Annotated in this window: 21 protein-coding genes; 2 read left to right on the top strand and 19 right to left on the bottom strand. The window is 69.8% G+C overall.

Annotated features, from left to right (window positions below; genetic code table 11):
- Window positions 1–4 precede the first annotated feature (4 nt).
- Both AC07RM_RS01155 and AC07RM_RS01150 read right to left on the bottom strand, forming a co-directional pair.
- Entirely contained in the window at window positions 5–907 is a 903-nt protein-coding gene (locus AC07RM_RS01155; protein ID WP_495332337.1) for an amino acid ABC transporter substrate-binding protein, read from the bottom strand.
- Between the two features lie 35 nt (window positions 908–942).
- On the bottom strand, window positions 943–1,629 hold the full coding sequence (locus AC07RM_RS01150; RefSeq protein ID WP_495332335.1) for an RraA family protein: 687 nt from the start codon (window positions 1,627–1,629) through the stop codon (window positions 943–945).
- 143 nt (window positions 1,630–1,772) lie between these two features.
- On the opposite strand from AC07RM_RS01150, the gene AC07RM_RS01145 reads away from it, so the two are divergent.
- Window positions 1,773–2,702 (top strand): LysR family transcriptional regulator, encoded by a 930-nt coding sequence (locus AC07RM_RS01145; RefSeq protein WP_495332333.1) that lies wholly within the window; start codon window positions 1,773–1,775, stop codon window positions 2,700–2,702.
- Between the two features lie 12 nt (window positions 2,703–2,714).
- Here the strand turns inward: AC07RM_RS01145 and AC07RM_RS01140 are convergent, their stop codons facing one another.
- The 17 genes from AC07RM_RS01140 to AC07RM_RS01060 all read right to left on the bottom strand — a co-directional run bounded on the left by AC07RM_RS01140 (window position 2,715) and on the right by AC07RM_RS01060 (window position 21,463).
- Window positions 2,715–3,245 (bottom strand): helix-turn-helix domain-containing protein, encoded by a 531-nt coding sequence (locus tag AC07RM_RS01140; protein WP_495332331.1) that lies wholly within the window; start codon window positions 3,243–3,245, stop codon window positions 2,715–2,717.
- 56 nt (window positions 3,246–3,301) lie between these two features.
- The gene (locus tag AC07RM_RS01135) at window positions 3,302–4,081 is read right to left on the bottom strand and encodes an aldolase (protein ID WP_209539440.1); all 780 of its coding nucleotides are present in this window, start codon (window positions 4,079–4,081) and stop codon (window positions 3,302–3,304) included.
- Between the two features lie 46 nt (window positions 4,082–4,127).
- On the bottom strand, window positions 4,128–5,000 hold the full coding sequence (locus AC07RM_RS01130; RefSeq protein ID WP_398491572.1) for a LysR family transcriptional regulator: 873 nt from the start codon (window positions 4,998–5,000) through the stop codon (window positions 4,128–4,130).
- A 9-nt stretch (window positions 5,001–5,009) separates the two neighbouring features.
- A complete protein-coding gene (gene acuI, locus AC07RM_RS01125) occupies window positions 5,010–5,990 on the bottom strand; it encodes an acrylyl-CoA reductase (NADPH) (RefSeq protein WP_495332328.1) in 981 nt (326 codons plus the stop codon).
- A gap of 20 nt (window positions 5,991–6,010) precedes the next feature.
- Window positions 6,011–7,657, bottom strand: a complete 1,647-nt coding sequence (locus AC07RM_RS01120; RefSeq protein WP_495332326.1) for a thiamine pyrophosphate-dependent enzyme — start codon at window positions 7,655–7,657, stop codon at window positions 6,011–6,013.
- A gap of 35 nt (window positions 7,658–7,692) precedes the next feature.
- On the bottom strand, window positions 7,693–8,349 hold the full coding sequence (locus AC07RM_RS01115; RefSeq protein ID WP_495332324.1) for a 3-oxoacid CoA-transferase subunit B: 657 nt from the start codon (window positions 8,347–8,349) through the stop codon (window positions 7,693–7,695).
- Window positions 8,346–9,014, bottom strand: a complete 669-nt coding sequence (locus tag AC07RM_RS01110; RefSeq protein WP_495332322.1) for a 3-oxoacid CoA-transferase subunit A — start codon at window positions 9,012–9,014, stop codon at window positions 8,346–8,348. Before AC07RM_RS01110 ends, AC07RM_RS01115 begins: the two co-directional genes overlap by 4 nt.
- On the bottom strand, window positions 9,011–10,219 hold the full coding sequence (locus AC07RM_RS01105) for an acyl-CoA dehydrogenase family protein (RefSeq protein WP_495332320.1): 1,209 nt from the start codon (window positions 10,217–10,219) through the stop codon (window positions 9,011–9,013). Before AC07RM_RS01105 ends, AC07RM_RS01110 begins: the two co-directional genes overlap by 4 nt.
- 17 nt (window positions 10,220–10,236) lie before the next feature.
- The gene (locus tag AC07RM_RS01100) at window positions 10,237–11,217 is read right to left on the bottom strand and encodes a Bug family tripartite tricarboxylate transporter substrate binding protein (protein WP_495332318.1); all 981 of its coding nucleotides are present in this window, start codon (window positions 11,215–11,217) and stop codon (window positions 10,237–10,239) included.
- A gap of 385 nt (window positions 11,218–11,602) precedes the next feature.
- The gene (locus AC07RM_RS01095) at window positions 11,603–12,805 is read right to left on the bottom strand and encodes a trans-sulfuration enzyme family protein (protein WP_495332316.1); all 1,203 of its coding nucleotides are present in this window, start codon (window positions 12,803–12,805) and stop codon (window positions 11,603–11,605) included.
- Window positions 12,806–12,842: 37 nt separating this feature from the next.
- Window positions 12,843–13,613, bottom strand: coding sequence for an amino acid ABC transporter ATP-binding protein (locus tag AC07RM_RS01090; RefSeq protein ID WP_444814006.1), 771 nt, complete (start codon window positions 13,611–13,613; stop codon window positions 12,843–12,845).
- Window positions 13,614–13,633: 20 nt separating this feature from the next.
- Window positions 13,634–14,758: an amino acid ABC transporter permease gene (locus AC07RM_RS01085; protein ID WP_495332314.1), complete on the bottom strand. Its 1,125-nt coding sequence runs from the start codon at window positions 14,756–14,758 to the stop codon at window positions 13,634–13,636.
- A gap of 1 nt (window position 14,759) precedes the next feature.
- Complete coding sequence (locus AC07RM_RS01080; RefSeq protein ID WP_495332312.1) at window positions 14,760–15,950, bottom strand: amino acid ABC transporter permease; 1,191 nt, start codon at window positions 15,948–15,950, stop codon at window positions 14,760–14,762.
- Between the two features lie 78 nt (window positions 15,951–16,028).
- On the bottom strand, window positions 16,029–17,045 hold the full coding sequence (locus AC07RM_RS01075) for an amino acid ABC transporter substrate-binding protein (protein WP_093349860.1): 1,017 nt from the start codon (window positions 17,043–17,045) through the stop codon (window positions 16,029–16,031).
- Between the two features lie 201 nt (window positions 17,046–17,246).
- On the bottom strand, window positions 17,247–19,661 hold the full coding sequence (locus tag AC07RM_RS01070) for a TonB-dependent siderophore receptor (RefSeq protein WP_495332310.1): 2,415 nt from the start codon (window positions 19,659–19,661) through the stop codon (window positions 17,247–17,249).
- A gap of 113 nt (window positions 19,662–19,774) precedes the next feature.
- Entirely contained in the window at window positions 19,775–20,839 is a 1,065-nt protein-coding gene (locus AC07RM_RS01065; RefSeq protein WP_495332309.1) for a FecR family protein, read from the bottom strand.
- Between the two features lie 72 nt (window positions 20,840–20,911).
- The gene (locus AC07RM_RS01060; protein WP_495332307.1) at window positions 20,912–21,463 is read right to left on the bottom strand and encodes an RNA polymerase sigma factor; all 552 of its coding nucleotides are present in this window, start codon (window positions 21,461–21,463) and stop codon (window positions 20,912–20,914) included.
- 175 nt (window positions 21,464–21,638) lie between these two features.
- On the opposite strand from AC07RM_RS01060, the gene AC07RM_RS01055 reads away from it, so the two are divergent.
- Complete coding sequence (locus AC07RM_RS01055; RefSeq protein ID WP_495332305.1) at window positions 21,639–22,088, top strand: hypothetical protein; 450 nt, start codon at window positions 21,639–21,641, stop codon at window positions 22,086–22,088.
- Window positions 22,089–22,106 lie beyond the last annotated feature (18 nt).

Here is a 22,106-nt window from a genome sequence, read left to right as displayed (position 1 = left end):
TGGTCTATCGCGCGGCCGCGTAGCTTTCCATCGGCAGGTCGTTGGGGTCCTGCCAGAGCTTCTGCAGCGCGGCGGGCGGTGCCATGTTCAGCCGTACGTTGCGCGGCGGAATGGGTTCGGCGTACCACTTGTCCCACAGCGTCTTCATCTCGCCCGAACGCATCATGTCGCGCAGGGTCCGGTCGGCCAGCGCCTTGAGCGGCGCGTCGTCCTTGCTCAGCATGATCGCCAGCGGCTCGGTGTTGAGCACCTCGCCCACCACGGCGAAGTCGGCCGGATTCCTCGCATTGGCGATCGACGCATTGAGCAGCCCCGCGTCGATCACCCAGGCGTCGGCCTTGCCCGATTCGAGGATCAGGAAGCTCTCGGCGTGGTCCTTGCCGAGGATCTCGTTGAACTTCAGGCCGGTGGCGCGGCTGTTGCGGCGCAGATGCTGGACCGAGGTCGTGCCCGTGGTCGCCACCACGGTCCTGCCTTCGAGGTCCTTGATCGAGCGGATGCCCGAGCTGGCGCGCACCGCCATGCGCACTTCCTCGATGTAGGTGGTGAGCGTGAAGGCGACGTCCTGCTGGCGGGCCTGGTTGTTGGTGGTGGAGCCGCACTCGAGGTCGACCGCGCCGTTCTTCACCAGCGGCACGCGGTTCTGCGAGGTCACGACCTGGTAGCGGACCTCGAGCTTCTGCAGGTTCAGCCGTGTCTTGATCGCGGCGACGATCCGCTGGCAGATGTCGACCTGGAAGCCCACGGCCTGGTCGCTGCCCAGCACATAGGACATCGGCAGCGAGCTGTCGCGCACGCCGAGCGTGACCACGCCCGTGCCGCGGATGCGCTCGAGGGTCTGGGCCGGCGCTTCGGCGGCGCTGCCCAGCGCGAGCGCGGCCGCCAGGAGGATTGCGATTTTTCTCATGGAGTACCTCGGAGGACTGGACGATGCGGATCGGTCTATCGCGCCTCGGCGGGCTGGCGCTCTTCCATCACCGCCGCGAAGTGCCTGTCGTGCATGGCCTCGGCCACCGACTGGCCGGCGCGGATCCGAGCCACCATGCCGGCCTGCTTCGCGGCGGTGCGTTCCGCGATGTCGAGGATCTCGTCGATGCGCGCGGCCGAAACGAACACGCAGCCGCAGCGATCGGCGATCACGAAGTCGTCCTGCGCGACCTCGACGCCCGCGACCTTCACGGGCGCGCCCGAGCCCGTCTGCACCAGGCGGTTGCGGGCACTGACCATGGTCACGCCGCGGCCGTACACCGGGTAGCCGATGGCCTCGCTGCCCTCGATGTCGCGGCTGAAGCCATCGATCACCGTGCCGCGGATGTGCTTCATCGTGGCGGCATTGGCGACGATGTCGCCCCAGCACGAGACGCCCTCGATGCCGCCGGCGATCACGAGGATCCGGTCGTCGCCGCGGCTCTCGGCGATCACGCTGGTGATGGGGTGCACCGTCAGGCCGCCGCTGGCCTGCTTGGGCGCCAACTGGATGGTGGAGGCGCGGCCGACGATCGTCGGGCACTGCCACAGCGGACGCAGGCCCACGGTGGCGCCGGGCAGTTCGAGGAAGTCCAGCGCGTCGGACACGGTGTTGGTGTCCAGGTCGGCGAGACGGGAGAGTCGTTGGGCGTCGGTGGTCATGGTCTTTCAGAGGCTGGTGGCGCCGAGGGAGGCGATCGGGTCCGTCATGGCGTTCACGGGTGCAAGGGAAAGCCGATGTTCCGGGGCCGGGTGCGATACGTCCATTCGCAAGAAGGGAAGAACTTGATACGCTCGGCCTATCGATGATCAACTTCCGCCTGCTCCGCCATCTCTACCTTTTCTCGGTGGTCGCCGAGGAACTTCATTTCCGGCGCGCCGCGGCGCGGCTCGGCATGTCGCAGCCGCCGCTGACCGAGCAGATCCAGGTGCTGGAGGCCGCGCTCAAGGTCCGGCTCTTCGAGCGCTCGAGCAAGGGCGTGCAGCTCACGCCCGAGGGCGCGGCCATCCTGCCGGCCGTGAAGAAGCTGGTGTTCCAGATGGACCGCGTGGAGGTCTCGGTGCAGGAGGCGCTGCGCGGCCGCGGGCGCATGCTCACCATCGGCGCCATCACCACGGCCATGGCCAGCCCCCTGCCCGCGGTGATCGAGCAGTTGAAGGCCGAGGTGCCGGATGCGAGCATCTCGGTGATCGAGATCGACAGTGCCGAGGCGCTGGTCGCGCTCGACGAGGGCGTGATCGATGTGGCCTTCGCGCGCATCGAGGGCGACGCGGGGCAAGGGGTGCAGGCGCGGCCGCTGCGCACCGAGCGCCTCGGCGTCGCCCTGCCCGCGTGGCACAGGCTGGCCGCGCGCAAGACCATCGCGCTGCGCGAGCTGGCGGACGAGGAATTCATCATGTTCCCGCGCGCGGTGAGCCCGAGCTTCTTCGACGGCATCGTCGCGGCCTGCCGCGCGCACGGCTTCACGCCGCGCATCCTGCACGAATCGCGCTCGGTCACCTCGCAGATCGCCATGGTCGGCTGCAGCCAGGGCATCGCGCTGGTGCCGCTGGGGCTGCAGGAGCTCGGCGGCGAGCGGGTCGCGATCAAGCCCTTGAAGGAACAAGTCGACGTCGTGACCATCGCGGTCGCATGGAGCGCGAGGACGCAGGATCCGATGGTCGAGCGCATCGTCGCCATTGCCGCCGCGCTGGGCGCGGGCGGCGGGGCGCGGAAGTCCGTGGCGAGAAAGTAGGCGAGGCCGCCGCTACCTGGCGACGATCACCACCAGCACCGACGCATCCTCCCCATCGGCCGAACGCAGCTTGTGCGCGATGGTGGAGTCGAACTGCACGCAGTCGCCCACGTTGAGCATCTCCTTGCGGTTGCCGATCTGCAGCTCGATGCGGCCGGTCAGCACGTAGAGGATCTCCTCGCCGTCGTGGTGGCTCATGATCTTGCTGTGGCCGCCCGCGCGTTCGCCGGGGCGCAGCACGAAGGCGCGCATCAGCCGGCCCTGGCTGACGCCGGCGACCAGCGACATGTAGGTGCGGGCCTCTTCTTCCGACGGCGCGGGCGCGCGCACGATGGACACGGCATCGGCCACGGTGGAGCGGCCGAACAGGTTCTCGACGGTGACGCCCAGCGCACTCGCGATCTTCAGCGCCGACTCGATGGACGGCTTGGAGATGCCGCGCTCCACCTTCGACAGGTAGCTGCGCGTGAGTCCGGAGTCGCTGGCCAATTGCTCGAGCGTCAACCCGCTCTGCACCCGCAGGAACTTGAGATTCAGCGCCATGTGTCTGTGGTGTCCATGCGGTCGATCTTAGCGTCGGCGCAGCGGGACCCGGCGGCTCAGCAGTCGAGCGGCGCCGGGGCGCCACGGGTCTGCCGGCACCAGTAGTCGAAGGTGGCGTTGACGATCGAGGGCTTGAGCAGGTAGTCGTGCGCCTCGCGCGCGAGCACGTCGTCCACCGGCGTCAGCGGGCCGAAGGCCTGGGCGCGGATCTGCATGCGCGCGGCGCGCTCGAGGTAGACCGACAGGTAGGTCGCCTCCTCGATGGTCTGGCCGGCCGTGAGGTAGCCATGGTGCGCGAGCACGATGGCGCGCTTGCTGCCGAGCGCGCCCGAGATGATCACGCCCTCCTGGTCGGCGATCGGAACGCCCGGCCATTCGCCGAGGAAGGCGCAGTCCTCGTGCAGCGGCGTCATGTCCATCTGCGAGATCACCAGCGGCTGGCGCGCGGCCGCGAGCGCCGAGGCCCAGGGCGAGTGGGTGTGGATGATCGACTGCACGTCGGGCCGCGCGCGGTACACCCACAGGTGGAAGCGCGTGGCGGGGTTGGGCATGCCGGTGCCGGTCAGGGTGTTCAGGTCCTGGTCGACCTCGATGAAGTCCTCGGGCGTGGCCTCGTCGAAGCCGAGGCCGAAGCGCAAGGTCCAGTAGGCGCCGGGGCGTTCCGAGCGCGCGCTGATCTGGCCCGCGAGCCCGGCCTCCTGGCCGGTCATCGCGAGGATGCGGCAGGCATAGGCCAGCGTCTCTTTCATGGTGCGCGGCGCGCCCGCCAAGTGCTGCGCCATCTCGCGGGTGGCGCGCTCGTCGAAGTATTCCTTGCTGCGGAGTTCTGGGGTCATGGTTCGATGGAGAGGAAGGTGGGGTGGAAAGGAAGAGGCGCGGCGCTCAATGCACGGCCGCCAGCACCATGTCGACCAGCCGCTGGACCAGCGGCGATTGCGGCTTGCCCGCGCGCGTGATCACGACCACGCGGCGGCGCATCAGCGGCCGCTCGATGCGGACCTTGCGCAGGTCGTTGTCCTGCAGCAGCTTGTCGGGCATGCGGGTGGGCAGGATGCAGGCGCCCATGCCCGCGGCGACCAGCTTGACCAGGGTGTCGACGGTCTCGGCCTCGGCGACGATCGGCAGCTTCAAGCTGCCCTGGCGCACCATCTTGCCGAGCGCATAGTGGGCCGGAAAAGCCACCAGCCGCGGCCGCTCCTCCGTGAGGTCGATGGTCTCGCCATGGGCACTGTCGCGCGTGGCGATCAGGCACATCTCGTCGTCGAACAGCGGCCGCGTGTCCAGCGTCTGCGAGGCGACGGCCGTGTCGTAGACCAGACCGATGTCGGCCTTGCCGTTCTCCACCAGCTCGGCCGCGTCCGACGAACTGCGGCACATCAGCGACAGCGCGACGTCGCTGCATTCGGCCGAGAAGCGCGCCACGATCTCGCCGAGCAGGTAGTAGCTCAGGGTATGGACCGCCGCCACCCGCACCGTGCCCTGCGACACGCCGTCGTGCTTGCGCACGCAGTCGACCGCGGCGTCGATGCTGCGGTAGGCGGCCTCGGTCTTCTCCTTCAGGCCGCGGCCCGCCTCCGTCAGCTCCACGCCGCGCCCGTTGCGCACGAACAGCGGCTGGCCGAGGCAGCTCTCGAGCGTCGCCAGCTGGCGGCTCAGGCCGGGCTGGGTCTGGTCCAGCGCCTCCGCGGCGCGCGAGAGCGACTTCAGGCTCGCGATCTTGAGGAAGTACCGCAGTTGGCGGTCGAGCGAGTCCACGGAATCCGTTCAGGCGTTCACGTCGACGATCAACCGCCCGGCGACCTTGCCGTCGATCAGGTCCTGCGCGGCGGGAATCGCCTGCGCGAGGCCGATGGTCGCGGTCATCGCGAGCGTTTCATCCGCGCCCAGCGTGCGCTGCAGCTGCGTCCAGGCTTCCAGGCGCCGGGGCAGCCCGGCCTTCACGCTGTCGATGCCCACGAGCGTCACGCCACGCAGGATGAAGGGCGCGACGGTGGACGGGAAGTCCATGCCCTGCGCCAGCCCGCAGGCCGCGACCACGCCGCCGTACTTCGTGGCGGCGCAGGCATTGGCCAGCGTGTGGCTGCCCACGCAGTCGACCACCGCGGCCCAGCGCTCCTTCTGCAGCGGCTTGCCCGGCGCAGACAGCAGCTCGCGGCCGATCACCTCGTGCGCGCCCAACGCTTTCAGCCTGGTGGCCTCCTGCGGTCGGCCCGTGGCGGCCACGACCCGGAAGCCGCGCCTAGCCAGCAGGCTGACGGCGAAGCTGCCCACGCCGCCGTTGGCGCCGGTCACCAGCACCTCGCCGGCCTGCGGCGCGATGTCGCGCTCGATCGCGAACACGCACAGCATGGCCGTCAGGCCCGCGGTGCCGATCGCCATCGCGTGGCGGCTGGTGAGACCCGCCGGCATCGCCACCAGGTAAGAGGCCGGCACCCTCGCCTTCTGTGCCAGCCCGCCCCAATGACCTTCGCCCACGCCCCAGCCGGTGAGGATCACCTTGTCGCCGGCCTTGAACTCGGGCGAGGCGCTCTCGCCGACCGTGCCCGCGAAGTCGATGCCGGGCACCATGGGCCACTGCCGCACGATCGGGCCGCGGCCGGTGATGGCGAGCGCGTCCTTGTAGTTGAGGCTGGAAAACTCGACGTCGACCGTGACGTCGCCCTCGGGCAGCGCCGAGGCCTCGAGGGCCTTCACGGCGGCCAGTGTCTTGCCGTCCTGCTGGGTCAGGTGGATCGCGTTGAACATGGGATTCCTCGGGTTCGTCTTCAAAGGGCCGACCGCAGCGAGTCGGCCAGCGCATAGTGGGTGGCGCAGCGCACCTCGATCACGGCCGGGCCGCGCACGGCCAATGCCTCGGCCATGACCTGCGCGGCCTCGTCCGCATGCCGCACCACATGGCCCGAGGCGCCGAAGGCCCGGGCGAGCGCGGCGAAGTCGGGGTTGCGCAGGTCGGTGCCGCTGACGCGGCCCGGATAGGAGCGCTCCTGGAACGAGCGGATCGTTCCGTACGAGGCGTTGTTGGCGACGACGATCTTCAGGTCGATGCCGCGGTCCACCGCGGTCGCGAGCTCGTTGCCGCTCATGAGGAAGCCGCCGTCGCCGCAGAAGGCGATCACCTGCCGCCGCGGATGCCGCAAGCCCGCGGCCAGGCCCGCGGGCACGCCCATGCCCATGGCGCCGCAGGCCGAGCCGAGCAGGCGGTTCGACGGCCCGAGCCGCAGCGCGCGATGCACCCAGGCGGCGAAGTTGCCCGAGTCGGTCGTGAGGATCGTGTCGTCGCGCATCGCGCCGCGCACGGCGTTGATCACGTGGCCCAGCACGTCCTGCGCGGGCACGCGGGCTTCGTTCCAGCCGTGCGCGGCCTCGCGCGCATGCAGGCCCGCACGCAGCCATTCGCTGCGGTCGATGGGCGGTGGCGTCACGCGCAGCAGCGCGTCCACGAAGGCGCGCGCGGTCGACACCACGCCGAGCGTGGTCGCGAAGTGGCGGCCGATCGCGCCGGCATCGGGGTACACATGCAGCAGCTTCTGCGCATCGGGCGACTGGCGCGGAACGGTGAAGCCCTGCGTCGACACGTCGCCGAGCCGCGTGCCGATGCCCACGACCAGGTCGGCCTGCGCGAACAGCGCCGTGTGGACGGCGGAGGGAAAGAAGCCCAGTTGCCCGAGCCAGTGCGGATGCGTGTTGGGAAAGAGGTCCTGGTTCTTGTTCGTGACCGCCACCGGCAGTTGCCAGGCCTCGCTGAGCGCGATCAGTGCCTGCCTGAAGGCGCCATCGGCGCAGGCTTCGCCGCCGACGATGAGCACGGGCCGTTCGGCCCGCGCGAGCAGCGCGGCGGCGTCTTCCATCGCCTGCGCCGACGGCTCGGGTCGCGCGACGCCGAAGCGCGTGGCGGCGCATCGGGGGATCTCCTGGGCCAGCAGGTCCTCGGGCAGCTCGACGATCACCGGGCCCGGCGTGCCGCTGGCCGCGGTCGAGAAGGCGCGCGCCAGGGTCTCGGCGACCTGCGACGCGAGGTGGATGCGGGCGGTCCACTTCGCCATCGGCCCGAACAGGCGCGCTGCGTCGATCTCCTGCACCGCGTCGCGCCCCAGGTTCGGCAGGTCGACCTGCCCGACCAGCACCACCAGCGGCAGCGCCTCCTGCGAGGCCACGTGGATGCCGATGGTGGCGTTCGCGAGGCCCGGCCCGCGGCTCACCATCACCACGCCCGGCATGCCCGTCAGCCGCGCATCGGCCGCTGCCGCGAGGCTGGCCGAGCCTTCGTGGCGGCAGGTCACGAGATCGAAGTCCTCGCGGCCGTACAGCGCATCGAGCAGCGGAAGAAAGCTCTCGCCCGGCACGCTGAAGGCGCGCTGCACGCCGTGAAGGGCGAGGCTGTCGGCAAGGAGGTCGGCGACGCGGAATGGCATGGAGGACTCGGTTTCGATGGGAGTTCGTCGTGCGGTCATGCGGCAAGGGTCGCGGCCGGGCGAAGCGGCGCGGCGGTCAGCGCCTGCAGCTGTTCGAAGGAAAGGCCGTCGACCATGCGGCTCACCACCAGCCCGTCGGGCTCGACCTCGATCACGGCCAGGTCGGTGAAGATGCGCCGCACCACGCCCACGGCGGTCAGCGGAAAGGTGCAGGCCTCGACGATGCGCGACTCGCCCTCCTTCGTCTGGTGCTCCATCAGCACCCAGATCGACTTCGCGCCCACGGCCAGGTCCATCGCGCCGCCCACGGCCGGCGGCGCCGAGCCGTCGAGGCCCATGCTCCAGTTGGCGATGTCGCCGCGCGCGCTGACCTGGTAGGCGCCGAGGATGGCGATGTCGAGATGGCCGCCGCGCATCATCGCGAACGACAGCCCAGTGTCGAAGTAGGAGCCGCCCGGCAGGATGGTGACGGGTGTCTTGCCCGCATTGATCAGGTCGCGGTCCTCCGCGCCCGGCGCCGGCCGCGGCCCGATGTGCAGGATGCCGTTCTCGCTGTGCGTGATCACGCCCGAGGCCGCGGTGATGTGGTCCGACACCAGCGTCGGGAAGCCGATGCCGAGGTTGACGAAGCTGCGCGGCGGCAGCTGCGAGGCCGCCAGCGCGGCCAGTTGTTCGCGCGTGAGTCTGTTCATTCCCGATCTCCCAGGAAGACGCGGTCGACGAAGATGCAGGGCGTCACGATGCATTCGGGATCGAGGCCGCCGACCGGCACGATCTCGTCGACCTCGAACACCACCGTGTCGGCCGCGGTGGCCATCACCGGCGAGTAGTTGCGCGCGGTCTTGTTGTAGACGATGTTGCCCATGGTGTCGGCCTGCCGGCCCTTGAGCAGCGCGAAGTCGGCGCGCAGCGGCTTCTCGAGCACGTAGTCGCGCCCGTCGATGCGCTCCACGCGCTTGCCCTCGGTCAGCACGGTGCCGATGCCCACCGGCGAATAGAAGCCGCCGATGCCCGCGCCGCCGCAGCGGATGCGCTCGATCAGCGTGCCCTGCGGCACCAGCTCGAGCTCGACCGTGCCGGCGCGGTAGGCCACGGCGAAGGCCTTGGCGCTGCGCGGGTACGAGCAGACGATCTTGCGCACGATGCCGGCCGTGAACCAGAGCGACAGGTCGTCGGCATCGGCACCCGCGTTGTTGGAGATCACGGTGAGCTCGCGCACGCCCAGCGCCAGCACGGCCTGGATGATGGCGCGCGGCAGGCCGGCACCGCCGAAACCGCCGACCAGCAGCGTGGCGCCATCGCGCAGGCCCTCGAGGGACTGCGCGGCGCTGTCGACGACCACATGTCGCAGGCTCATGGTTGCTTCGTTCCTTGTTCCTCGCCGCGGGCAGGTGCCGAGGGATAGGCCGCGGCCAGCCCGCGGCCGATGCGGTCGTTGAGCATCTCGGTGCTGCCGTCGGCGAAGGCTGCGAGCCGCACTTCGGAGGCGAGCGCGACCAGGCCGCTCGGCGCGGTCGCGCCCACGGCGCCCATCGCGCGGATGCACTGCTCGATGCCCTCGGTGGCGGTCTCGACCGCGATCTTCTTGGCGCCGGCCGCGAGTTCGGGGCTGCAGGTGCCGGCATCGATGCGCCGCGCCGCCTTCACCACGAGCGCATTGGCGGCCTCTAGCTGGGCCGCGACCTCCGCCAGTGCCCATTGCAGTCCCTGGTGCGCGAGCAGCGGTTGGCCGAACGCGGTGCGCTGGCCGCAGTACGCGACGGCGGTGCACAGCGCCGCATGCAGCGAGCCCGTGCACATGGCCGCCACATGCACGCGCGCCGCGTTGATGGCTTCCATCGAGGCGCGAAAGGCCTCGCCGGGGGCGTGGATCAGCGCCCAGTCGGGAACGAAGTGCTGCGCGAAGCGGATCTCGGCGAGCCTGAACTCCATCGCGCCCGGCAGCTCGTGCGGCGTCGCGGCGAAGGCCTTGCCGGCCTCGGGCTCGACCAGGAAGCCCGCGATCGCCTGCGATCCGCCGGCCGCGGTGGTGCGCGCGAGCACCATCAGCAGGTTGGCGATGGCGCCGTTGCTGACCCAGGCCTTGCTGCCGTCGAGCAGCCAGCCGCCCTCGGTGCGCACGGCCTGCGAGCGCAACTGCGTAAGGTCGCTGCCGGCCGTGGGTTCCGACATCGCGGGTGCACCGATCAGGCTGCCGGCCAGCAGCCTCGGCAGCAGGCGTTCCTTCTGCACCGCCGAGCCGTGGCGCCACAGCCGCGTCGCCATGCCCTGCATGTTGTTGAGGCAGAAGGCCGCGGCGAAGCCGTGACCCGCCATGGTCTGCGCGATGCGGATCTTGCAGAGGAAGGAGCCGCCGAAGCCGCCGCCCTCCTCCGGCACCTGCAGGCCGAGCATGCCCAGCGCGGCCCATTGCGCGATCACCGTGCATTCGCAGGGCTCGCCGCGCGAACGCGCCTGCACGAGCCGCGGCGCGAGCACCTCGGTGCAGAAGCGCTCGGTGTCGCGCACCAGCGCCAGCTCGCGCGCCGTGAGGCCGCTGTCCAGTTCGTCGAAGAAGCTCATGGTCAGCGCCTTCCGTCTCAATCGACGATCGGGAAGTTGGAGTCCTTCACGAACTTCTTCCAGTAGTCGATTTCCTTCCTGATGTCGGCCGCGAAGGACGCGGGCGTCGAGCCCTTGATGGCCACCGCGCCGATCGGCGCGAGGCGCTTCTCGAAGTCCTCGCTCGCGATCGCGCGGGTCAGCGCGGCCGAGGCCTTGGCGATGATCTCGGGCGGCGTCTTGGCGGGCGCCACGAGGCCGAACCAGGGCGAGATGTCCATGCGCGCGGCGCCGGCCTGCTGCAGCGTGGGCAACTGCGGGAACAGCGCCGAGCGCTCGTCGGCCGCGATGGCCAGGGCGCGCAGCTTGCCGGCCTGCACCTGCTGCGCGACGGTGGACTCGGTGAAGAAGCCGACCTGCACCACGCCCGCGATCAGGTCGGTGATGGGCTGGCCGCCGCCCGGGTAGTTCACCAGCGTGAGGTCGACGCCGTTGAGCACGCCGAACAGCGCGCCACCGAAATGCGAGGACGCGCTGTAGGTCGCGCTGTAGTTGAGTTCGCCGGGATGGGCCTTGGCATAGGCGACGAACTCCTTCACGTCCTTGGCGGCCAGCGTGGGGTTCACCACCATCAGCACGCGCTGCTTCGCGAACTTGCCGATGGGCTCGAAGTCGGCCACGGGGTCGTAGGGCAGCTTGCGGAACACGGCCGCCGCGCGGGTCTGCACCGACTCGGCCGTGAGCATCAGCGTGTCGCCGTCAGGCTTCTGCTTCGCCACGTAGGCGGCAGCGACGGTGCCGCCCGCGCCCCCTCGGTTCTCGATGATCACCGGCTGCCCCAGCTCCTTCGACAGCGACTGGCCGACGATGCGCGCCACGATGTCGGTCGGCCCGCCCGGCGGGAAGCCGACCACCAGGCGCACGGGCCGCGTGGGCCAGGCCTCCGTGGCCATCGAAGCAGCAGTGGTCGCGACGAGTGCCGCACAGACCAGGGACTTGAGCAAGGGAGAGATTCGCATGTGGATACCTCGGAACGTGTGATGAATATGTCCCATATGACACTTTGTGTCAAACCGGGAAACGAGCGTTTTTCGTTGAATAACAGCTATGCGTCAGAGGGAGAGGAAGGCTTATCTGCCTATGGAGGAACGGAGCACCGTTCATGCCAGAAGGAAACTTTGGGTCCTGCTTCGGCGGTGGGCAGGCCTTCGGGACGGTCGTTGGAATGGAGCGAGCTCGGCCCCGCGCTGGGGGCCTTCCGCCGAATGGACGCGGGCCGCCAGCGCGCCTCGCGGCCGGCGCGCGAGCCATGCATCGCGCGAGATAGCAGCTATGCGGCTGCGGCCTTTCATGCGCGGCCCGTGACGGGCTCGGATGCACGGCCGCATGCGCCGCGACGGTGCGCTACAGCGCCTCGAGCGCCTGCTTCAGGTCGGCGATCAGGTCGTCGACGTCTTCCAGCCCCACGGAGAGGCGCACCAGCTTCATGGTCACGCCTTCGCTGAGCCGCGCGCCCGGCTCCACCTGCTGGTTCGCACGGATCAGCGCGCCCGGATGCGTGATCAGCGTTTCGGTGTCGCCCAGGCTGATCGCGCGCGAGATCAGCCGCAGCCGGTCGATCATGCGGATCGCGCCCTGCTCGCCCGACTTGAGGTCGAAGGAGAGCATGCCGCTGCCGTGCTTCATCTGGCGCTGCGCGATCGCATGGCCCGCGTTGTCGGCCAGGAAGGGATAGCGCACCACCTCCACCGCCGGATGGGCGGCGAGCATCTGCGCGATCTTCAGCGCGCTCTCGCCGTGCTGGCGCATGCGCAGCGTCAGGGTCTTGAGGCCGCGCAGCACCAGGAAGCAGAGCATCGGCGACAGCGTGGCACCGGTCAGGTAGCGCAGGCCGGCCTTGCGGATCTTGTGGACGGTGGCGGCGTCGCCCAGCACCACGCCGCCGAGCAGGTCGCCATGGCCGTTGATGTACTTGGTCAGCGAATGCACCACGAGGTCGGCGCCATGGTCCATGGGCCGCTGCAGCGCCGGCGACGCGAAGGTCGAGTCGACCACCACCCTGGCGCCATGCCGGCGGGCGATATCGGCCAGCGCCCGGATGTCGAGCACCTCGCCGGTCGGGTTGACCGGCGATTCGAAGTACACGATCCTGGTCTTGTCCGACAGCGCCTGCTCGAGATGGCGCGGATCGGAGAAGTCGACGCGCCGCACGCGGATGCCGAAGCGCGGCAGCCCGTCGGCCAGCAGCAGGCCCACGGTCGAATAGGCCGTGTGATGCGCGATGAGCTCGTCGCCGGCCGACAGCAGGGTCAGCAGCGTGGCGCTGATGGCGCCCATGCCGGAGCCGGTGACCAGGCCCGCCTCGGCGCCCTCGAGGTCGGCCAACCGGCGCTCGAGCAGCGCCTGCGTGGGGTTGTGCTGGCGGCCGTACACGTACTTCTCGCTCTCGCCCGAGAACACGGCGGCCGCATCGGCGGTCGATTCGAATGCATAGGTCGAGGTCAGGTAGATCGGCGGCGAGACGGCGCCGAAGGCATCGGCCTCGTGGCCCGCGTGGATGGTCCGGGTCTGGAATCCCGCCGCGTGGGCGGCTTCGTTCGATGGCATCTGTGCTCCTGGTGGTTGGGAATAGGTGGCGCTCGGGTCAATGCACGATCTGGCTCAAAAAGAGCCGCGCGCGCTCGGTCTGCGGATCGGCGAAGAAGCGCTCGGGCGCCCCCTGCTCGACGATCTCGCCGCGGTCCATGAAGATCACGCGGTCGGCGACCTTGCGCGCGAAGCCCATCTCGTGCGTCACGCACAGCATCGTCATGCCGCTCTCCTGCGCCAGGCCGATCATCACGTCGAGCACCTCCTTGACCATCTCGGGATCGAGCGCCGAGGTGGGCTCGTCGAACAGCATGACCTTCGGCCCCATGCACAGCGAGCGCGCGATCGCCACGCGCTGCTGCTGGCCGCCCGAGAGCTGGCCCGGGAACTTGCCGGCCTGCTCGGGAATGCGCACGCGCTCGAGGTACTTCATGGCGGTCGCGCGGGCCTCGGCCATCGGCTTCTTCAGCACCCAGACCGGGCCGAGCGTGAGGTTCTCCATCACCGTCAGGTGCGGGAACAGGTTGAAGTGCTGGAACACCATGCCCACGTCGCGCCGGATGGTCTCGATGTGGCGCAGGTTGTTGCTCAGCTCGGTGCGGTCGATGACGATGCGGCCGCTCTGGTGCTGCTCGAGGCGGTTGATGCAGCGGATCAGCGTCGACTTGCCCGAGCCCGACGGGCCGCAGACGACGATGCGCTCGCCGCGCGCCACGTCGAGGTGGATGTCGCGCAGCACGTGGAACTGCCCGTACCACTTGTTGACGGCTTGCATCTGGATGATCGGTTCGGTCACGGCGGAGTCCTTCGTTCTTGTGGGGGTCATGGCGGCCTTGCTTGCCTGAGTTACTTGCCGGCGTTGTCGCTGGCATGGCCGGTGGCGAGCGAGCGCTCGAGCGACCGGCTGTACTTGGAGAGCGAGAAGCAGAAGACGAAATAGATCGCGCCGATGAACAGGTAGGCCTCCACGCCGAACCCGCCCCAGGCCGGGTCGGCCAGTGCGGCCTTCGCGGCCTGCGTGAGGTCGAAGATGCCGATGATCACGACCAGCGAGGTGTCCTTGAACAGCGCGATGAAGGTGCTGACCAGCGGCGGTATCACGACCTTCAGCGCCTGCGGCAGCACCACGCGCCGCATCTGCTGCGCATACGACAGGCCGATGGACTCTGCGCCCTCGTACTGCCCCTTCGGAATCGACTGCAGCCCGCCGCGCACTACCTCGGCGATGTAGGCCGCGGCGAACAGCACGATGGCCAGCTGCGCACGCAGCAGCTTGTCGATGCTCATGCCCTCGGGCAGGAACAGCGGCAGCATCACCGAGGACATGAACAGGATGCTGATCAGCGGCACGCCGCGGATCAGTTCGATGTAGCCCACGCACAGCGCCTTGATGGCCGGCATTTTCGAGCGGCGCCCGAGCGCCAGCACCACGCCGAGCGGAAAGGCAAAGGCGATGCCGAAGGTCGAGAGGATCAAGGTCAGCGGCAGGCCGCCCCAGCGCACGTTCTCCACGTAGCTCAGGCCGAACAGGCCGCCCCACATCAGCAGCGCGACGAGCGCGAGCACGCCGGTCCAGAGCATGGTGAGCCCGAGGTCCCACGAACGCCGCGCCGCGCTGTAGACCAGCGTGCCGATCAGCGCCAGGGTCGCGAGCAGCGGCCGCCATTGCTCGTCGTAGGGGTAGGTGCCGAACAGGATCAGCCGGTGCTTCTCGGCGATGAAGGCCCAGCAGGCGCCGCCGGGCGCGTTCCGGCAGCCCTGCGCGGTCGGCGACGAGAAGGTGGCTTTCACGAGGAGCCAGTCGACCAGCGGCGGCACGGTCATGAGCAGCAGCCAGAAGCACAGCAGCGTGCCGAGGATGCCCGCGGGCGACTGGAACAGGCGCTCCCGAGTCCATTGCCAGATGTGCAGGGCGCGCTCGGGCGCGCGCGGGGTGGCGGTCGTGCCGCCGGTCAGGGAAGTGGGGTTCATGTCAACGCTCGACGAGCGCGATGCGCCGGTTGTAGGCATTCATGGCGAGCGAGATGCACAGGCTCACCGTCATGAAGGCGGCCATGATGATCAGGATGCCCTCGATGGCCTGGCCGGTCTGGTTCAGGGTCGTGTTCACCACGGAAACGAGGTCGGGATAGCCGATGGCCACGGCCAGCGAGCTGTGCTTGACGAGGTTGAGGTACTGGCTCGTGGCCGGCGGCACCATCACCCGCAACGCCTGGGGCAGCACCACCAGCCGCAGCGAACGCCCGCGCCGCAGGCCCAGCGACTCGGCCGCCTCCCACTGCCCGCGGTTCACCGACTGCACGCCCGAGCGCACGATCTCGGCGATGAAGGCCGCCGTGTAGCTCACGAGCCCCACCAGCAGCGCGAACAGCTCGGGCGAGAGGTTCCATCCGCCGGCGAAGCCGAAGCCGCTTCGGTGCGGGATCTCCATCGACAGCTGGCCGCCGCTCAGCGCCCAGGCCAGCACGGGCAGGCCCGCGAACAGCGCCACCGCCCAGGGCGCGAGCGCCATCGGATGGCCGGTCAGCGCCTGGCGTCTCCTGCTCCAGCGCGCGAGGAAGAAGGTGCCCGCGCCCGCGATGGCCAGCGCGGCGACCATCCATGCGAGCGAGTCGCCGAACAGCGCCGGCATCAGCAGGCCGCGGTTCGACAGGTACACGCCCGGCAGCGGATGGTGCGCGGCGCGCGGCCCCGGCATGCTCTCGGAGATCAGCGCATACCAGAGCAGCAGCTGCAGCAGCAGCGGCACGTTGCGCACGCACTCCACGTAGGCCGCGGCCAGCCGCGACACCAGCCAGTTGCCCGACAGCCGGGCCACGCCGACCAGGGTGCCGAGCACGGTGGCCAGCACGAGCGCGATGAGCGACACGCGCAGCGTGTTGAGCAGGCCGACGACGATGGCGCGGCGATAGGTATCGGCCGGCGTGTAGTCGATCGGCGTCTCGCCGATCGCGAAGCCCGCCTCGCGGTCGAGGAAGGCGAAGCCGGTCGAGATGTTGCGCGCTGCCAGGTTGTGCAGCGTGTTCGACACCAGGTACCAGGCGGTCAGCGCCACCAGCGCGACCACGACGACCTGATAGACCAGCGCGCGCAGGCCGGGGTCGTTCCACGACAGGCGCGCGCGCGGCCGTGGGGGCATGGCGCCCGTGTTTTCTTCGGTCATGGGAAATCCTCGATTCGCTTCGGGTACGGCCGTGCCGGCGGTTGCCCGCCGGCACGGCCTCTCTCGTTCAGGAACGAATCAGCGGATCGGCCAGCCGTACATCAGGCCGCCCTTGGTGTAGAGCGCATTGAGCCCGCGATCGAGCTTCATCGGGCTGCCCGCGCCGACGCTGCGGTCGAAGACCTCGCCGTAGTTGCCCACCTGCTTGATGATCCGGTAGGCCCACTTGTCGTCGACGCCCAGCGCCTTGCCCATGCCGGGCACCGTGCCGAGGATGCGCTGGATGTGCGGCGCCGGATTCTTCAGCGCCTCGTCGACGTTCTTCGAGCTCAGGCCGTACTCCTCGGCCTCGAGCATCGCGTTGAGCGACCAGCGCACGACGTTGAACCAGGCCTCGTCGCCCTGGCGCACCATCGGCCCGAGCGGCTCCTTCGACAGCGGCTCGGGCAGGATCACGTACTTGTCGGTGCTGCCCAGGTTGATGCGCGCCAGCGCCAGCTGCGACTTGTCGAGCGTGATGCCGTCGCAGCGCCCCGACATGAAGGCGCGCTTGATCTCGTCCACGGTGTCGAGCAGCACCGGCTTGAACTCCATCTTCAGCCCGCGGAACCAGTCGGCCAGGTTGAGTTCGGTGGTGGTGCCCGGCAGCACGCAGATGGTGGCGCCCGCGAGCTTCTTCGCGCTGGTGACGTTCGAGTCCTTCGTCACCATGATCCCCTGGCTGTCGTAGAAGTTGACGCCCACGCCGATCAGCCCGAGCGTGGTGTCGCGCGTCAGCGTCTGGGTCGTGTTGCGCGTCAGCACGTCGATCTCGCCCGACTGCAGCGCGGTGAAGCGCGCCTGCGTCGTGAGCGGAACCACGCGGAACTTGGTGGCGTCGCCGAACATCGCCGCGGCGATCGCGCGGCAGGTGTCGACGTCGATGCCCTGCCATTCGCCCTTGCTGTCGGTGAAGGCGAAGCCCGGCAGATTGGTCGACACGCCGCACTGCACCAGGCCCCGCTTCTTGACTGCGTCGAAGGTGGTGCCCGCGTGGGCGCGGGTTCCGACGGTGAGGACGAGCAAGGCGCTCAGCGCAAGGCCCAACAGCTTCATGGAGTGTCTCTTTCTGGAATTCTCGGGATCAGGCGGAATGGCTTCGAAGGGCCACGCATCCTTCGCGGCCCGGGTGCCGCCGCGAAGTGCGCGAAGTATCGGGACGATGGCCCGCGAAGGCCATGTACGAAGCGCCATATCAGCTATACCGCCGGGCCGGTCGCCCTCCTCTCATTTGCTGTTCATGAAGACGCGAGGCAGCTACCAGCGATAGGTCGCCGTGGCACTCACCTGCCGCAGGTCGCCATAGGAGCAGAAGTTCGCGTCGCAGCCGCCGAAGTAGGCCTTGTTGGTCAGGTTGCGCAGGTTGAGCGCCAGGCTCCAGCGCTCGAAGTCGTAGCCGACCATGGCGTCGAACAGGGTGTAGGCCGGCACCTTGGCCGGCGCGGCACTGCCCTCGCCGCGGGTCGAGCCCGAGTAGCGCACGCCGAGGCCCGCCTTGACGCCGTTGGCGAAGCGGTAGTCGACCCACAGCGCGGCGCGCTGTCTGGCGACCGCGTTGGGCTGGGTGCCGATGTCCTTGGGATTGCTGCTGGCGAGGGTCTTGTACTGCGGGATCCAGGTGTAGCTCAGCGACACGTTCATCTTCGGCATCGGCTGAAGCAGCGCCTCGAGTTCCAGGCCGCGCGACAGCACCTCGCCCGTCTGCCGCGGCTGGAAGTCGGGGTCGTACGAGAGGTAGTTCCTGCGCCGCAGGTCGAAGACCGCCGCGCTGTAGCTGTCCTTGGTGCCCGGCGGCTGGTAGCGCAGGCCCGCTTCGTACTGCCGGCCGGTCTCGGGATCGAAGGGACGCCGGGTGTCGGGGTTGATCGTGAGCACCGGCGTGAACGATTCGGAGTAGCTGAGGTAGGGCGCCCAGCCGCTGGGCGCGAGGTAGACCAGCCCCGCGCGCTTGGTGAACTTGTGGCTGCGGATGCGCGTGAAGCTGTCGGCGAGGCGGTCGGTCGATTCGGTTTCGGCGCTGTCGTAGCGCCCGCCGATCGTCGCCACCCAGTTCTGCGCGAACCTGATCTGGTCCTGCAGGTAGAGGCCGGTCTGGGCCAGCGTGCTGTCGCTGGAGATGTACGGGTCGGGCACCTGCACCGGACCGCCGTAGACGGGCGCGAACACGTCGATGGGCGCGAAGCTGCCGCCGTAGCGGCTGATCTGGTCGTAGCGCGAGCGCTGGTACTCGAGGCCGACCAGCGCGGTGTGCTGCGTGGCGCCGAGCTGGAATCGGGCCTGGGCCTGGTTGTCGACCACGAACTGCTTCGCCTTCTCCTTGCTCGCGAACACGACGCGGTCGAACTGCCGGAAGTTGGCCGGGCTGTCGGCGTTGTCGGGGTCGACGGTGCGGTATCCGGTGCCGGGCCAGGTCTGCTGCAGGTCGGTGCGCAGGCGGCCGTAGCGCAGGTTCTGGCGCACGGTCCAGGTGTCGCCGAAGCGGTGCTCGAACTGGTAGCCGACCATCCACTGGTTCTGGTCGAAGCGATCGAAGCCGGGCTCGCCCAGGAAGGTCGAGGCGCGGATCCTGCCGTTCGGGTTGGGCAGCAGCGTTCCCTTGACCGGCGCCGCGTTGTAGACCACGCCCGAGCGGTCGCGCAGGAACTGGGACAGCAGCGTGAGGCTGGTGTCGGCGGAAGGCTTCCAGGCCAGCGAGGGCGCGAGGTAGAGCCGGTCGTCCTTCTCCTTGGCATCGATCGGGAGGTTGGCGTCGCGCGCGACGCCGGTGATGCGATAGAGCCACTTGCCCTCGTCGTCGAGCGGGCCCGAGAAATCGCCGGCCACCTGGCGCCGGCCGTGGTCGCCGATCTGCAGCTGCATCTCGCGCAGCGGCTGGGCGGTCGGCCGCTTGCTGGTCTGGTTGATGATGCCGCCCGGGCTGCCCTGGCCGAACAGCACCGATGCCGGGCCGCGCAGGACCTCGACCCGCTCCAGGCCGTAGTTGTCGGTCCGCCACAGGCCCCAGGTGTTCATGTTGCGCAGCGGCATGCCGTCCAGGTAGTTGCCGGGCGTGTAGTTGGTGAAGCCGCGCAGCGAGATCCAGTCGAAGCGGCTGTCGGCGCTGTAGGCCGAGGTCACGCCGGGCGTGTAGCCCAGCGCCGTGCCCAGCGTCCGCGCGCCGATGGCATCCATGCGCTCGGCCGTGACCACCGAGATCGACTGCGGCGTCTCGACGATCGGCGTGTCGGTCTTGGTGGCGCTCGCGCTGCGCAGCGCCACGTAGCCGCGCACCGGCCCGGTCACGGTTTCTTCCTGCGCGTTGACGGTCACCGGGGGCAGCGTCGCGCCGGGTGCCGGGGCCGTCGACTCCTGCACGATCACCGCCGTGCCGTCGACGCGGGCCGCGAGGCCGCTGCCGGCCAGCAGCCGGTCCAGTGCCTGCCTCGGGCTCAGGGCGCCCGAGACGGCCGGCGCCATCTTGTCGCGCACCAGCGCGGGCTGGACGATCAGCTGCATGCGCGTCTGCAGCGCCCAGTCGCCGAGGGCCTGGCCCAGCGGCTTGGCGGCGATGTCGAAGCGCACGGCGCTGGCCGAGAGATCGATGCCGGCGGTCTGGGCGTGCAGCGGTGCGACGGCGAAGACCAGCGCGCAGGCAATGGCCAGCGGCGCGGGGCGCAACGGAAAGCGGGACATGAGGGGTTCTCCAGAGATGAAACGGATGGCAGTCAGCCGTGGAGACGGGCGAGCTTCCGGATACCCCAGGTCGGGCCCGCGAAAAAATCGATGCGCGCGACCGCGCGACCCTTCTATCGGGCCAGCACCACTTCCGCGGCGCCGCCCTCGGTCTCTCTCAACCGCACGGGCAGCGAGGCCGGCAGCACGCGCCGGAAGGTCGCCATGTCGCGCGGATCGAACACGCCGGTGATCGGCAGGGCCGCGACGGCGGGGTCCGCGATCACGAGCCGCGGATCGCCATAGCGCGCCAGCTCGGCCAGCGCGCGGTCCAGGCGCTGGTTGTCGAAGCGGACACGGTGATCGCGCCAGGGCGCGAGGCCGGCGCTGGCGACCGGCGAGACGGCCGACAGCGCGCCTTGCGCATTGCTCGAGACCTGCTGCCCGGGCGACAGCAGCAGGTCCGCATCGGTGCCCGCGCCGCGCGCTGCCTGCCCGACGCGCACCCGGCCCTCCTCGACGGCCACGTGCACGCCTTCGCTGCCGGCGATGTCGGGCGTGTGACGCACGAAGAAGCGCGTGCCCACGACGGTGATGCGCAGCGGTCCGGCCAGCACGTGGAAGGGCCGCGCAGGATCGCCCTGCACGGAGAAGGCCGCCTGGCCCTCGAGCAGCCGGACCTCGCGGCGCTGGCGGTAGTAGCTGATCTCCAGCCGGGTCGCGGTGTCGAGCCGCAGGCGGCTGCCGTCGGGCAGCGGCACGTCGAGCTGCTGGCCGCGCCGGGTGGCCATGGCCTGCACGAACACCGGCTGGGCTTCCCAGTGGTTCCAGGCGAGCAGCCCCGCGCCGGCCACGGCCACGACGGCCGCCACCGCGACGGCGGGCACCAGCACGCGGCGCCGCGAGGGCATGGCCGGCATGGCGGGTGTGCCGGCGGGGCTGGCGGCCTCCATGGCGCGGTCGTAGGCCAGGTTGCGCTGCAGCAGGCTTCGCATGTCCTGCGGGATCGCATCGAAGGCCTGCCATTCGCCGCCCCAGCGTTCGAAGGCCTCGCGGTGCAGCGGATCGGCCGCGAGCCAGTCCTGGAAGGCCTGTTCCTCGCGCGCGCCGAAGGCTTCGTCGCGGCGGCGGACAAACCAGTCCAGCGCTTGCTCGCGCATGCGCGAGGCATCGGCTGGCTGGATCGATGGGTGGCTCATGGGGCGTTGGTTCTCGTCGAGGTAGACGTGCGGGCGGTCGAATACCCTAGGTCGGACAGCGATACGGTTTTCTCACTCGAGCCGCGAGCGGTGGAGCTTCCTGCGCGGCGCGGCGGCGGCGTTGCCGTCGCCGCCCGCGGACAGGTTGCGGCAGCGCTCGCAGGCATCGAGCGCATGCTTGAGGTGCTGTTCCACCATCTTGACCGAAATGCCCATCCGCGCGGCGACCTGGGCATAGCTCAGGCCGTCGAAGCGGTTGAGCATGAAGGCTTCGCGGCAACGCGGCGGCAGATTGTCGATGACCGAGACCAGCGCCAGCAGGCCCTGGCGTGAGGCCAGCGCGGTTTCGGGTTCCCAGCTTCGCGGGCCCGGTGCTTCGACGGGTTCGAGCTGCGCGGGCGGCAGCTCCACGCCGGCGCGCACCCTGCCGTGGCGCTGGTGATCGATCACGAGGTTGCGCGCGGTCTGGTAGAGCAGCGCGCGCGGATCGCCGATGGTCGAGCCCGAAGCCTGCGCCGCATAGACGCGCGCATAGCTTTCCTGCGTCATGTCGGCCGCAACGCTGCGGTCGGACACCTTGCGGGAAAGAAAGCCCAGCAATTCGCGGTAATAACGCTCGAACACAGCCCGCCGAAGTCCTGAAATAGGTTGGTCGAAGTCCCTGGGGCAGGTTGGCTTCGGCGCGGCGTGGCTGACCTGATGCGGTTCGGAAGCGTCCGAACGCGCCGGGATTATCCGCGATGGGATCGGGGCCCCGGCCGATCAGGTTCCGTTCACGCAAGGCTTCTAGCATCCGCGCATGCTGCTCGCACGCATCCGCCGATTCGCCGAAGCGCACCACCGCGCGTGGTGCCTCGCGGGCATCCTGCTGGTGTTCCTGCAGCCGTTCATCGCCGCCCACTTCTGCTGCGACGGCATCGAGGACGAGCCCATGCTGCGGGTGCGTGCGCTCGGAGAAATGAGCCAGTTCGAGGCCGACGACCGCGAGAACCACGCCACCGACCGCGAGACCACGATCTTTGCGCAGGTGCCCGCGGGCATCGATCACTCCGATACGCTGAGTGCCGGCCTGGGCACGCTGCTGGCGCTGGTGCTCGCGCTGCTGCCGCTGGCGCGGGTCGCCAGCCGGCCGGTCGCGCCCACCGGCCGCATCGGCCCCGAGCAGGTGCCGCCGCGCGGCGGCGCGCCGCCACCCGCCTTCCCCTGGAGGCGCCGCCCTCCCCCCACCGCTCCACCCTCGACGCACTGAGAGAAGCGACGCCTCGCG

It is taken from the genome of Variovorax sp. GW821-FHT09B05, assembly GCF_059418265.1.
Note: the sequence above shows the minus strand (reverse complement) of the source record. Positions and strands in the feature narration are given on the sequence as shown.

What these genes read in the sequence shown, in the direction of transcription:
- AC07RM_RS01055 (WP_495332305.1), top strand. Translation starts at nt 21,639, where the DNA reads ATGCTGCTCGCACGCATCCGCCGATTCGCCGAAGCGCACCACCGCGCG.
- AC07RM_RS01150 (WP_495332335.1), bottom strand. Translation starts at nt 1,629, where the DNA reads ATGACCACCGACGCCCAACGACTCTCCCGTCTCGCCGACCTGGACACC.
- AC07RM_RS01065 (WP_495332309.1), bottom strand. Translation starts at nt 20,839, where the DNA reads ATGAGCCACCCATCGATCCAGCCAGCCGATGCCTCGCGCATGCGCGAG.
- AC07RM_RS01090 (WP_444814006.1), bottom strand. Translation starts at nt 13,613, where the DNA reads ATGACCCCCACAAGAACGAAGGACTCCGCCGTGACCGAACCGATCATC.
- AC07RM_RS01115 (WP_495332324.1), bottom strand. Translation starts at nt 8,349, where the DNA reads ATGAACAGACTCACGCGCGAACAACTGGCCGCGCTGGCGGCCTCGCAG.
- AC07RM_RS01155 (WP_495332337.1), bottom strand. Translation starts at nt 907, where the DNA reads ATGAGAAAAATCGCAATCCTCCTGGCGGCCGCGCTCGCGCTGGGCAGC.
- AC07RM_RS01110 (WP_495332322.1), bottom strand. Translation starts at nt 9,014, where the DNA reads ATGAGCCTGCGACATGTGGTCGTCGACAGCGCCGCGCAGTCCCTCGAG.
- AC07RM_RS01120 (WP_495332326.1), bottom strand. Translation starts at nt 7,657, where the DNA reads ATGCCATTCCGCGTCGCCGACCTCCTTGCCGACAGCCTCGCCCTTCAC.
- AC07RM_RS01080 (WP_495332312.1), bottom strand. Translation starts at nt 15,950, where the DNA reads ATGACCGAAGAAAACACGGGCGCCATGCCCCCACGGCCGCGCGCGCGC.
- AC07RM_RS01145 (WP_495332333.1), top strand. Translation starts at nt 1,773, where the DNA reads ATGATCAACTTCCGCCTGCTCCGCCATCTCTACCTTTTCTCGGTGGTC.
- AC07RM_RS01070 (WP_495332310.1), bottom strand. Translation starts at nt 19,661, where the DNA reads ATGTCCCGCTTTCCGTTGCGCCCCGCGCCGCTGGCCATTGCCTGCGCG.
- AC07RM_RS01140 (WP_495332331.1), bottom strand. Translation starts at nt 3,245, where the DNA reads ATGGCGCTGAATCTCAAGTTCCTGCGGGTGCAGAGCGGGTTGACGCTC.
- AC07RM_RS01105 (WP_495332320.1), bottom strand. Translation starts at nt 10,219, where the DNA reads ATGAGCTTCTTCGACGAACTGGACAGCGGCCTCACGGCGCGCGAGCTG.
- AC07RM_RS01100 (WP_495332318.1), bottom strand. Translation starts at nt 11,217, where the DNA reads ATGCGAATCTCTCCCTTGCTCAAGTCCCTGGTCTGTGCGGCACTCGTC.
- AC07RM_RS01135 (WP_209539440.1), bottom strand. Translation starts at nt 4,081, where the DNA reads ATGACCCCAGAACTCCGCAGCAAGGAATACTTCGACGAGCGCGCCACC.
- acuI (WP_495332328.1), bottom strand. Translation starts at nt 5,990, where the DNA reads ATGTTCAACGCGATCCACCTGACCCAGCAGGACGGCAAGACACTGGCC.
- AC07RM_RS01085 (WP_495332314.1), bottom strand. Translation starts at nt 14,758, where the DNA reads ATGAACCCCACTTCCCTGACCGGCGGCACGACCGCCACCCCGCGCGCG.
- AC07RM_RS01075 (WP_093349860.1), bottom strand. Translation starts at nt 17,045, where the DNA reads ATGAAGCTGTTGGGCCTTGCGCTGAGCGCCTTGCTCGTCCTCACCGTC.
- AC07RM_RS01095 (WP_495332316.1), bottom strand. Translation starts at nt 12,805, where the DNA reads ATGCCATCGAACGAAGCCGCCCACGCGGCGGGATTCCAGACCCGGACC.